A 12,799-nucleotide genomic window follows, 5' to 3' on the forward strand; every position below is an offset into this window, starting at 1 on the left:
GACAAATAATGCTTAAATTACTTCGTTTTCCCTCGTAAGAACGATATGTACTTTTACATTCAGGGTAACGTTATTTAGGAAATCCAGGATTTACCTCTATACATATGACACCTTTCACACCAGCAATGGAAGGCCTGTTGCTACGCATTCAGGAATACCGTCAGAAATACTATCAGAACAAGCTACTCAAAGGAATCATCTTTTCCGTAGTGCTTCTGCTTACAGTCTATTTGTTTTTCAATACCCTCGAATACTTCGGCCGATTCAGTTCTGCTGTAAGAGGAATGCTGTTTTTCGGCTTTCTGGCAGTCATCGTGTTTTCTCTTATTCAATGGGTCGTTCAGCCGCTGATTCATCTTATAGGTTTGAAAAAGCCTATTTCTGATGAACAGGCTGCCATTCAGATTGGTGAATATTTCCCTGAGGTAGGTGATAAACTGGTTAATACACTCCAGCTCCGAAATTTATCCGGTGTACAATCCGACCTGATTGACGCCAGTATCAGACAAAAGTCGGGGCAGCTGCTGATCGTTAAATTCTCTGATGCCATCCGTTTTAATGAGAATAAAAAATGGTTGAAGTACGCGATTTACCCTATTGCCGCTATAGCTGCGATCCTGCTTTTCAATCCTTCATTTTTTACCTCCAGCTCAGACAGGATTATCCATTTCCAGAAAAACTACACCTATGCGCCTTTCTCTTTTGTACTGGAAAATAAGAATCTTAAGGCATTCAGAAATGAAGATTTTGAGCTTAAACTAAAATTACAGGGAGACGCCTTGCCTCAGGCCGTGTATTTGGTCCAGAATGGAAGTCGTTTCAAACTAAACCCTGCTGTAGGACAGACTTTTACCTATACCTTTAAAAATCTGCAGCGCGACGCAGTTTTTTCCTTCGACGCAGCTGGTTTCGCCTCTGATGAATATAAAATTAAAGTAGTTGAAAGACCTTCTCTTCTATCGTTTGATGTAAACCTGCACTATCCGGTTTACATCAACAAACCCGCTGAAAGTCTGAGCAATGTAGGGAACTTGTCGGTACCGGAAGGAACGACCATAGAGTGGAATTTTAATACTTCCTCGGCGAAGTCTCTGGGTATCCGCTTCGATAATGATTCTGCATTTTTTAAAGCAAAAGAGAGTGGGGATGACCATTTCGAAATACGCCGTTCAGCACGTAAATCTTCTCAATATCAGGTACTGATGAAGAATGATGAGGCGGATAACGCTGATAAAATTGGTTATTACATCAATGTTATTCCTGATAGAACGCCCGTTTTGAACCTTGAAAATTTCCAGGATACTACACTTTACAATTACCTCGTTCTGGGCGGATCTATTAGCGACGACTACGGTTTTTCTCAACTTAAACTGTTTTACTCGATTCATCGGGAAAAGCAGGATAAACCATCAGCACCGAAATCTATACCGATCCCTTTTAATAAAACTGTCAATACTCAGAGCTTCTTTTTTCAATGGTATGTAGACAGCCTCAAACTCACGCCAGGTGACAAAATTGAATACTATGCTCAGGTATGGGACAACGATGGCGTAAACGGCCCGAAAAGCGCCCGATCCCGATCTATTCAATTTACTGTTCCTTCCAGGGATAAAGTAGAGGCTGAAATTAAAAAGTCTGTACAGGACACCGAAAACCAGATGCAGTCGGCCATGAACAAGGCGAAAAGTCTGGAAAAAGATCTGAATAATCTGGAAAACCGCCTTAAGAGCAACAAAGAACTTGATTTCAAGGAACAAAAACAGGTCGAGGATATTCTGAAAAAGCGGGAAGATCTGATGAAGGAACTTCAGGCTATGCAGGAGAAATATCAGAACAGCAATGATAAGGCCCGCCAGTTTAACCAGCAAAGCCCCGAGCTCCAGAACAAGATAGATCAGCTGCAGAAACTGATGAATGAGCTGATGGACAAGGATACTGAGAAAATGTATAATGAGCTCAAAAAGCTGCTTGAACAGAAACAAAGCGAGAGATTATCTTCTCTGATGGAAAAGCTCCGGAATAAGGAGCATAATCTGGAAAAAGAGCTTGAACGAACCATGAAGCTGTTTAAACAAATGCAGCTTGAACAGAAAATGGAAAATCTGGTAGAGAAGCTGAACGAACTCTCTGAAAAAGAGGAAGCTTTATCAGAAAAATCTTTGGAAAACGAGAAAAACAAAAATACAAATGATAAAAAAGCTCAGAATGAAGAGCTAAAAAAGGAACAGGAAGCCATTCAGAATGAGTTCGAAAAAACAAAAGAAGAGTCTGAGGAGGTTGAAAAACTAAGTGAAGAACTGGAACAACCGGTAGAAACACCGAAAGAAGAGCAAAAAAAGGCTTCTGATGAGATGAAAAAGAGCAATGAGGCACTGAGTAGGCAGGAGAATAAAAAAGCCTCAGAAGCGCAAAAAAAGGCTGCCAAATCTATGCAGGAAATGGCACAGTCGATGGAGAGTGCTATGGAAGGAGCAGAAATGGAGCAGATGCAGGAAGATTTGGATGCACTTCGTGATATCCTTGAAAACCTCATCACTTTATCATTCGACCAGGAGGCACTGATGAAGGATTTTAGGGGAGTTAATCTGCAAGATCCAAGATTTGTAAAACTGGGTCAGCAACAGCTGAAGCTTAAAGACGATGCAAAAGTGGTGGAGGATAGCCTCTATGCACTGGCTAACCGTGTAGTTCAGATACAGTCATTCATTACCCGGGAACTCAACGACATGAAATCCTATATGGATGAAAGTGTCAAAGGGATTAAAGACCGGCAAATAGGTGTAGCCACAGCAAAACAACAATTTGCAATGACTTCCATGAATAATCTTGCATTGATGCTCAGCGATGTGTTTAAGCAAATGCAGGAACAAATGGCGATGGCAATGCCCGGAATGGGAAAAGGAAAGAAGGGAAAGGAAAAAGGAAAACAGAGCGGTGAAGGTATGGGAGAGCGGCAGGATAAGCTGAATGGGGAGATGAAAAAGCTCGGATCCGGTAAAGAAGGGGAGGGGGGGAGATCAGAAATGCTGGCGCGAATGGCTGCTGAGCAATATGCCATACGTAAGGAAATTGAGCGAATGATGGAGTCGCTGAAAGGAACAGAAGCGGGCAAACAAATGAGTAAGGAGCTACAGGATCTTGCTGAAAAAATGGATCAGAATGAAACCGACCTTGTAAATAAGCGGGTATCTCCTGAATTGATTAAAAGAAATCAGGAAATTACTACACGCTTACTGGAGGCTGAAAAAGCCATGCGTGAACAGGATGAGGATGAGCAACGTAAAGCTCAGGCAGCGAAGCAATTACCTCGCCAACCTCCCGCTGCGTTTGAAAAATACATTCGTGAAAAGGAAAAACAGACAGAATTGCTGCGAACAATCCCACCCACATTCTCTCCGTTTTACAAACGTGAAGTAGATACGTACTTCAGAAAATACCAGGCAAAAAACTAGTTTTTCGTTAAAGTAAGTTAACGGGCAGGTATTACCCGACAGGTCGAAAATATCTGTCGGGTAATCTTTATCAGATAGTTAGTATCTTTGCAGGTTATATTAACTATGAAATTACCTGTTTAGTACCAAACTATTATGTAACCAAAAGTTACATAATTATTTATCTATTATGCTTAAGTTTTTCCCGGAGGAGATTGAATTCAAGGTTCCGCAAGTCATGAAAACGACTAAGTGGATAAAATCCATCTCAGAATCAAATGGTTACAAATTAGGAGAGCTTAATTATATTTTATGCTCTGACGATTATCTGCTGGAGGTAAACAAGCAGTACCTCGATCATGACTATTACACGGACATTATAACGTTTGACAACAGCGAGGAAGAGGACAAGCTGGAGGGTGATGTGTTTGTGAGCGTAGACAGAGTCCGCGACAATGCTGAATCTTTGAATGTTCCTTTTGAAACGGAATTTCGTCGGGTACTCATTCATGGCTTACTTCACCTGATGGGCTATGAGGATTCAACAGATGAATTAAAACTACAGATGAGAGCCAAAGAGGATGAATGCCTTATGCTCTTCTAAATATTTCCACGTGGAACACTTTAATTAAAGTACTTCAACGTAATTCACGAAGATTAAAATCAAATTATGTTTCCAGAATATGATGTGATTGTAGTAGGTGCGGGACATGCGGGTTGCGAAGCTGCGGCGGCGGCAGCTACCATGGGATCCAAGGTACTACTTATCACAATGAACATGCATACCATTGCACAGATGTCGTGTAACCCCGCGATGGGTGGTGTGGCAAAAGGACAAATCGTCCGTGAAATTGATGCGCTCGGCGGACAGTCAGGAATTGTAAGCGACAAGACCATGATTCAGTTTCGCATGCTTAATCTTTCCAAAGGACCAGCTATGTGGAGCCCCCGTTGCCAAAGCGACCGGATGCTCTTTGCGCAAGAGTGGCGAAATATACTAGAAGCAAACCCCAACGTAGATTTCTGGCAAGATACCGCCAAAGAAATAATCGTGGAGGATGGAAAAGCAGCCGGGGTAAAAACGAGTCTCGGGATTGAAATCAAATCAAAGGCGGTAGTACTAACGAACGGTACTTTTCTCAACGGCCTTATTCATATCGGTGAGAAAAATTTTGGTGGAGGAAGAACAGGAGAGAAGGCAGCCACAGGAATTACGGAACAGCTGGTGCAACTTGGGTTCGAAGCGGGCAGGATGAAAACCGGAACCCCACCAAGAGTAGACGGACGCTCTCTTGACTACTCTAAAATGGAGGAGCAACCAGGAGATGAAAATCCAAGTAAATTTTCCTACACCGACACAGCTCCTCTGACCAAACAAAGAAGTTGCTGGATAACCTATACTAATTCGGAAGTACATGAAGTACTGCGAACCGGATTTGAAAAGTCGCCCATGTTCTCAGGACGTATTAAAGGAATTGGTCCCAGATATTGCCCATCCGTAGAAGACAAGATTAATCGTTTCGCTGATAAAGACCGTCACCAGATTTTTGTTGAACCGGAAGGGTGGGATACAGTGGAAGTATATGTCAATGGCTTCTCAACTTCTTTGCCGGAGGACGTACAATACGCTGCACTCAGAAAAATTCCCGGCTTCGAAAATGCTAAAATGTTCCGACCAGGATACGCCATCGAATACGACTATTTCCCACCAACACAACTTAAGTCGACACTGGAAACGCATTTGATCAAGAATCTCTTTTTTGCGGGTCAAATCAATGGAACTACGGGATACGAAGAAGCCGCATGTCAGGGACTCATGGCTGGTATCAACGCGCATAGAAATGCGCAGGGTGAAGAACCTTTCACACTAAAAAGATCAGAAGCCTACATCGGTGTGCTCATCGACGACCTAATAAATAAAGGTACAGAAGAACCTTACCGGATGTTCACTTCGCGTGCGGAGTACAGGACACTTTTACGCCAGGATAATGCTGACATTCGCCTTACCCAAAGAGGTTACGAAATAGGTCTGGCAGATCAAAAGAGACTTGACAACGTAAACAGAAAAATAAAAGAAGTAGATGAAATTGTAGATCAGTTCTCTACCACCAAGCTGACCCCGGAAGAAATAAATACAACTTTGGAACAGTGGGGGACAGCACCGCTGAGAGAAAAAACCGCGATCACTCAGCTCCTAAAACGACCACAGATCACGATAGAACAGCTAGCTGAGTCTTCCTCCAAAATCCAGGATATCATCGCCAACTATAACCCTGACTCTGTTCAGCAGGCGCAGATACACATTAAGTACGACAGCTACATTGAAAAGGAAATGCTCCTTGTAGAAAAAATGAACAGACTAGAGGATCTCAATATCATCGATAATTTTAACTACGATGCTGTTAGTTCCTTGTCATTTGAGGGGCGTGAAAAGCTCAAAAGAACAAGACCCACTACCATTGGACAAGCATCCAGAATCAGTGGGGTAAGCCAGTCAGATATTTCCGTACTCATGCTATTTATAGGTAGATAATGCCATTAGAAACATTAGATCATTGCCCGGTTTGTCAGTCTTCCACTTTCAGTAATTATCTGAATGTAGAGGACTACACCGTCTCGCATAAAGAGTTTACAATACAACAGTGCAACGAATGTTATTTCCTGTTCACCAATCCGCGTCCGCCAATAGAAGACATAGGGGCGTACTACCAATCTGAGAACTATATATCTCACCACGATGGAGGCACCGACCTCATGAGCAAGATATATAACGGTGTAAGAAACCACACCATCAAGCAAAAAGTGGAGCTTATAAACCAGCTTAACGGAGGGAAAGGCAGCATGCTTGATATAGGTTGCGGTACCGGAAGCTTTATTCAGGCTTGCAAAAACGATGGCTGGAAAGTATCAGCTACTGAGCCTGACAATGATGCAAGAATGATCGCATCCAGGAGAGTAGGAGGAGAGATTTTCAACAATATCCTTGCACCTGAATTACAAAATGAGAAGTTTAAAATCATCTCTCTATGGCATGTTCTGGAACACATTCATGACCTGAACGAAACCATTTCCTGGCTACGCGAACACCTTGATGAAAATGGAAAGCTGATCATTGCAGTACCTAATCCGCAGTCATTCGATGCGCAGAAGTACCGCAAGTTTTGGGCAGCCTATGACGTTCCCAGGCACCTGTACCACTTCACAAAAGCAAGCATGAAAAACCTTATGAACCGGCACCAACTTCATGTGAAGCAAGTCCTCCCTATGTGGTTTGATTCGTTTTACGTGAGCATGCTGAGCTCCAAATACAAAGCGGGTGCAGTGAGTCTGCTAGACACTGCAACAACCGGTCTGCTATCGAATTTTAAAGGAAAATCGAGTCAGGATGGCACCAATACATCAAGTCTCATTTATATCATTACAAAACAATAATCTGTTCAAACCTTGTAACCAGCCCTCAATACTCATGAAAATGTATTGAGGGCTTTTATTTAGTAAAACCTATGATCCGACCACTGGTAATCATTCTCATTTGCCTTGTAGCATTCTTCCGCTGTGCACAGCAAGTATCACCAACAGGGGGGAAGAAAGACACCCTCTCCCCCAACCTGATTCAAAGCATTCCTGCAAACAAAACTGTAAACTTTAAAGAAAGTAAAATTCAGCTTTTCTTCGACGAATATATTGTCGTGGACAACATTAATCAGAAACTCATCATCACACCCGAGGCCGATAATCCCTATACCTACAGATTAAACGGAACCTCAATCACTCTGAACTTCAAAAAACAATTTCAGGACAGTACCACATATACACTCAATTTTGGCGATGGAATTAAAGATTTCGCTGAGCGCAACCCTGCTAAAAATCTAAAATTAGTCTTCAGCACCGGTAGCTCACTTGATTCAGGTCGTGTCTATGGGTCTTTAAAAGATGTGCAAACAAACAAGCCCATCTTTGACGCACTCGTAGGACTCTATAACATCAGTGATACGCTCAATGTATCCAAGCAAAAGCCCTACTACTTCTCACGAACAGACAGCAGCGGAGTATTCAGCATCGAAAACATCCAGTTGAAATCCTACAAACTCATTGCTATCGACGATAAAAACAGAAACATGTTGTACAACGCCAAAGATGAAAAGGTAGGGTTTTGGGATAAAACCATCTATGCAGGTGCAGATTCCATCCATTACAACCTGGGAATGGCTCTCTCTGATAATACACCGTTGAAGGTTCAGCGTACAATTCCCAAAGTGAACAATTATGGTGTTATGTTTAATAAAAACATTGCTCAGGTCGAAGTCAAATTCGCTGGTCAGGATAGCCTCCCCTACATGCTTGAAAACGGCAATTCCATAAAATTCTTTAATGTACAACCCCATTCCGATACAACGGTCGTGAATCTGACGGTAACCGATTCTTTAAATGTATCTACCGATTTGGAGCAAAAAATCGCATTTCTTCCGCCAAGAGCTAAAGAACGTCAGAAAGACCCCTTCACGCTTGCGCAGAAACCAGAGCAAGGAAAAGCGCTGGCAAAATCATTCACTTACCACATGATTTTTAACAAACCGGTTCAGTTACTGGATGGCGACAAAATTGAACTACTGGCAGATTCTGTAAGTAGGCAACCACTCAAAGGACTATCTTATAAATGGAATAAAACCCGAAACGAACTAACCATAAATGCTCAATCAACAGCCCGGGATACTATTAAATGGGAACTTCCAAAAGGTAGTGTGATCAGTGTTGAGGGTGATACACTTCCAAAAACTTTGATTAAACATCCCGTTATTAAAGATGAGGATTACGGAATGCTTAGCGGGACTGTTATGAATACCGATACTTCGGTAGCCTACATCGTGCAGCTCCTGGACGAACAGTATAAGTTGATAGACCAACATATTGGCACTACCTATCACTTTATTCATATCCCTCAAGGTAAATATTTCCTTCGAGCGATCTTCGACAGCAACAAAAACGGAAGATGGGACACCGGACAAATTGAAAAAGGTATTCAACCTGAACAAATCTTCTATCTCCCCGAAAAATTACTCATCAAAAGCAACTTTGAGCTGAATGATATCAACCTTATTTTGTCCACACAGTAAGGATATTCACATTTCTTATTCACTTGTTGTGGATAACTATGTGAATATCTCCGAAAATCTGTTTATAACTAAGCTAAAGATGTGAACAACTCTGTGGATAAACCAGTTTTAGTGTGTATATCTTTTAAGATTCCGTCCTCTAGTGGACAACTCACACTTACTCCTGAGTTAACATATGGTTAATTCACTTTAGAAAGTGTGGATAACTAAATATGATAATGAGTACCACTTACCCACATTGGAATGTCAATAAATAATTTCTAATATTGTAAGTCAACAACTTAGTTGTGCATAAAAGTAAATACTACAGTGGATAAATACCTAAAGTTTTCCACAAAATGTTGATAACTCTGTTAATCTTAAGTGTATAAGCTCTTTATACACATTTCCACAACTCTAATAAGTGATAATAAATAAACAAAAAGATTTTTTTATCTATTATGAAAAGGGTTTATAGGCTATTGATGATAGGGATTATGCTCGGGGCCGGGGAGGCGGGCCGGGCGCAGACGAACCGGGAGCTGGCCGATGAATACCTCAAAAAGGATGATTGCCAGAAGGCGGTCAGTTATTATACAGATATCATCAAAACACAGTTTGATAGGGTAGCTCTGAAAAATTATACAGCATGTATAATCAGAATGAAGGCTTGGTCTGATTCAGATTCATTTTTCAAAAAGCAGATTAAATCTGATGCACCGAACGAAGCCTGGTACCAGCTCTTCTGGGGTAGTGTTTCAGAGGCCCAGGGAAAGCCGGCGGAAGCTTCCAGAAGGTTTGAGCAGGCTCTATCGGCAACTGGTCTCAGAATAGATTTAAAGCGTGAAATAGCAGAGGAGTTTCGCAGCATGAATCAGCCACTTTGGGCGAAGAACACATTCCAGGATGCGCGCCTGGTCGCAAAGCGTGACGATCTTTTTCAGCTGGAAATGGCAAGCATCTATAGAGAATTGAATGAGCCACAGAAAATGATAGATGAGCTTTTATCTTATGGTATGCGCTATCAGAATATGGAAGTTGTTCAGGCAATGCTTCAGGATTTTACCAAAGATGAAAAGGAGCAGGCGCTTCTGGAAAAGGTGCTTTATGAGCGTATACAAAAGTTTCCTAATGAAGGTTTTTATAACGAGTTACTGATCTGGTATCAGATTCAGAAAAAAGACTTTCATAAAGCATTTATACAGGAGCGTGCTTTAGACAAGCGATTTAAGCACAATGGATCGCGACTGTTCAATCTTGGACAGCTTGCATTCCAGAATCAGGATTATGGATCCTCTGTTCAGGTTTTTGATTATCTGGTGAAAGAATATCCTACCGGCCAACTTTATCCTGTTTCCAGAAGAATGGCTATTGTTTCGAGGGAAGAACAAGTAAAAAATACCTATCCTGTTAAAAAAAGTGAAGTTGAAAAGCTACTGACCCAGTACCAGGCTCTGGTGGATGAGCTCGGTGTGAATGTCCGTACTATTGAAGCACTCCGGAATATGGCAATATTACATGCCTTCTATATGGATGACTTTAAAAAGGCTATTTCAATTCTGGAGAATGTTATAGAGGCTGGTAAACAGGAAAAGAAGTTTGTAGATAAATGCAAACTGGATTTGGGAGATATCTATTTACTTCAGGGAGAGCCATGGGAGGCTTCCCTGATTTATTCGCAAGTAGAGAAATCACAAAAAGATGATGTGCTTGGTTATGAGGCAAAGCTTAGAAATGCAAAGCTGCATTATTTTAAAGGAGAATTTGAGTTAGCTAAGTCGGTACTGGATATACTTAAGAAAGCGACAACCAGAGAAATCGCTAATGATGCGAATAGCCTGGGTTTGCTTATTATGGACAATACAGGTTTGGATAGCTCGGAAACAGCAATGAAAGAATATTCGAATGTAGAGCTGTTGCTATTTCAGAATAAGAAGTATGAAGCCTTGGAAATGTTGAAGGCACTTTATGCTAAATATGAGAATCACAGTTTATCGGACGAGATATTGTGGCTTACTGCCAACACTTATATGAAGCTTGATAGTAATCAGCAAGCGATGGCTTCACTCAAACTTTTGTATGAAAAATTCGGAGTAGATATTTTGGGGGATGACGCTCTTTATACCATGGCAAAATTGAACCAGGAAAAACTTAATAACAAAGAGGAGGCAATGCGGATGTTTCAGGAATTAATGGAAAAATATCCGGGAAGTATTTTTGTAGCCGACTCAAGGAAAAGGTTCAGACTGCTTCGGGGCGATTTGATCAATTAAACCAAAAAAGGAAGAATTCGCGAAAACATACGAAATTCTTCCTTTTTACATTTTGATATTTGCGACCTTGTATGCGAAAGGATGCGTCTGTTTAAATCTCAGGCGCATCCTTTTTTAATATTTATCACGTAACTAGCTCAATAACAAATTCTTGAAAGACGAAAATGATGTATCCATTTTAATGGATACTTTTTCAATAGAAAGCAATTCGTTCAGTCTTTCGGGAACATCCACCTTTCTACCAAGAGTATCTTCCACCAGATCGATAAATTTGGCCGGATGGGCAGTTGAAAGGAACACACCTGTGAAATCAGTCTCTTCATGCTGCCGGTATTCTTCCAGTGCTCTATAAGCAACTGCTGTGTGCGGACATAATACGTAGCTCGTATTTCCGTAAACTTCACGCATCGCTTTTTTTGTCTGGGAATCGTTATAAAAGTAACCGACAATTTTTTCGTTGATCAGATTTAGATCATCATTCAACAAACGTGTCATTCGGATAAAATTGCTTGGATTGCCCACATCCATCGCGTTGGAGATTGTTTCAATGGATGGACGTGGTTCAAAGGATCCGCTTTCAAGATATCTTGGAACTGCGTTGTTCAAATTTGTTGCAGCAATAAAACGATGAACAGGAAGCCCCATTCTGAATGCAAGTAAGCCGGCACTCAGATTCCCGAAGTTGCCGCTTGGCACTGAAAAAACGATTGGTTTGTTCAGCTTTTTAAGTTGAGCATAAGCTGAGAAAAAGTAAAACGATTGAGGTATCAATCGTGCGATATTAATCGAATTAGCAGATGCCAGATTGAACTTCGAAGATAGTTCCTTGTCTAGAAAGGCTTCTTTTACAAGACTTTGACAATCATCAAATGTACCGTCAACTTCGATGGCTCTTACATTGTGTCCAAGAGTAGTAAGTTGTTTTTCCTGAATCTCACTCACTTTACCGCTCGGATACAAGATAGTGACAGATATACCTGGCACCTTATAAAATCCTTGTGCAACTGCTCCGCCCGTATCACCGGACGTGGCTACAAGTATCTTAATTTCCTGCTCGGAGCGGCTTAAAAAATGGGACATTAATGCCGCCATGAATCTTGCACCGAAGTCTTTAAAGGCCATCGAAGGGCCATGAAACAGTTCAAGAACGTAATCACCAGGCGTAATTTGAACAACAGGTGCTTCAAAATCGTATGCCTTATCTATTATAGAGGTAATGTCTTCCCGTGATACATCGTCGGAGAGAAGTGTAAAAGCTACCTCTACGGCTATTTCTTTAAATGAGCGGTCTTCTATCGTATCAAGGAAAGATGAATCGATCTGAGGGATTTTTTCAGGCATATAAAGCCCGTTGTCCGAAGGTAAGCTGCGGAATACAGCTTCTTCCAATGATGCTGTTAAATTCTTGTTTTTGGTACTGTGAAAAATCATCTCCTATAATAGTAAGTGCCCGGATATCTTTACGACGCAAATTTACGGAAATACCTACTGCCAAGTTGAGATTGAAAATGGATTTATTCAAAGAAGAGCCTTAAAGTCCATACAGATATTAAATAGTAAGGAGAATATTGGATATATAACTAAAATGTGAAAATATACTAGTTTAATTTTTGGGCATCTACTGGTATTGTATCCTAAGTGGAGTGGAGAAAATATAACGCTCATTTTTGTCCTTTTGACGTTATTTTAAGAACAATTTTTAGTATTTATTTTAAATATCAAAGAACTTTCAAAAAAAGACAAATATTTTTAAGCAAGCACTTGCATTGCGAAAAACATTTTCTACCTTTGCAATCCCAATCGCAGACGGCGAAAGAGAAAAAGAGAAGAAAGAGAGTCTGATTGGTTTTGTTCTTTGACATGATGAGATAAACTAAAGGAGTAAGAAAAACTCGTTTAAGAAGATTCGGTCCTACTGGAAGCAGTAGAGATCACAAAAAAATTTACAATGGAGAGTTTGATCCTGGCTCAGGATGAACGCTAGCGGCAGGCTTAATACATG

7 protein-coding genes are annotated in these 12,799 nt (G+C 41.0%); 6 read left to right on the top strand and 1 reads right to left on the bottom strand.

Features of this window, described 5'->3' with window-relative positions; all coding sequences use genetic code 11:
* Positions 1–104 precede the first annotated feature (104 nt).
* From DSL64_RS27505 to DSL64_RS27530, 6 genes are all read left to right on the top strand, one after another.
* The gene (locus DSL64_RS27505; protein WP_310587887.1) at positions 105–3,452 is read left to right on the top strand and encodes a DUF4175 family protein; all 3,348 of its coding nucleotides are present in this window, start codon (positions 105–107) and stop codon (positions 3,450–3,452) included.
* Positions 3,453–3,621: 169 nt separating this feature from the next.
* Positions 3,622–4,035, top strand: coding sequence for an rRNA maturation RNase YbeY (gene ybeY, locus DSL64_RS27510; RefSeq protein WP_115834181.1), 414 nt, complete (start codon positions 3,622–3,624; stop codon positions 4,033–4,035).
* Positions 4,036–4,101: 66 nt separating this feature from the next.
* Positions 4,102–5,964: a tRNA uridine-5-carboxymethylaminomethyl(34) synthesis enzyme MnmG gene (gene mnmG, locus DSL64_RS27515; RefSeq protein ID WP_115834182.1), complete on the top strand. Its 1,863-nt coding sequence runs from the start codon at positions 4,102–4,104 to the stop codon at positions 5,962–5,964.
* On the top strand, positions 5,964–6,863 hold the full coding sequence (locus tag DSL64_RS27520; RefSeq protein WP_115834183.1) for a class I SAM-dependent methyltransferase: 900 nt from the start codon (positions 5,964–5,966) through the stop codon (positions 6,861–6,863). Before mnmG ends, DSL64_RS27520 begins: the two co-directional genes overlap by 1 nt.
* Before the next feature lie 71 nt (positions 6,864–6,934).
* The gene (locus DSL64_RS27525; protein WP_115834184.1) at positions 6,935–8,545 is read left to right on the top strand and encodes an Ig-like domain-containing domain; all 1,611 of its coding nucleotides are present in this window, start codon (positions 6,935–6,937) and stop codon (positions 8,543–8,545) included.
* 440 nt (positions 8,546–8,985) lie between these two features.
* Positions 8,986–10,797, top strand: a complete 1,812-nt coding sequence (locus DSL64_RS27530; protein WP_229217251.1) for a tetratricopeptide repeat protein — start codon at positions 8,986–8,988, stop codon at positions 10,795–10,797.
* A 132-nt stretch (positions 10,798–10,929) separates the two neighbouring features.
* On the opposite strand, the gene thrC is transcribed toward DSL64_RS27530, so the two are convergent.
* Positions 10,930–12,228 carry a threonine synthase gene (gene thrC / locus DSL64_RS27535; protein ID WP_115834186.1) on the bottom strand — a complete coding sequence of 433 codons (1,299 nt, stop codon included), beginning with the start codon at positions 12,226–12,228 and terminating at the stop codon, positions 10,930–10,932.
* Between the last annotated feature and the right edge of the window lie 571 nt (positions 12,229–12,799).

The organism is Dyadobacter luteus (genome assembly GCF_003383615.1).
Classification (GTDB): domain Bacteria; phylum Bacteroidota; class Bacteroidia; order Cytophagales; family Spirosomataceae; genus Dyadobacter; species Dyadobacter luteus.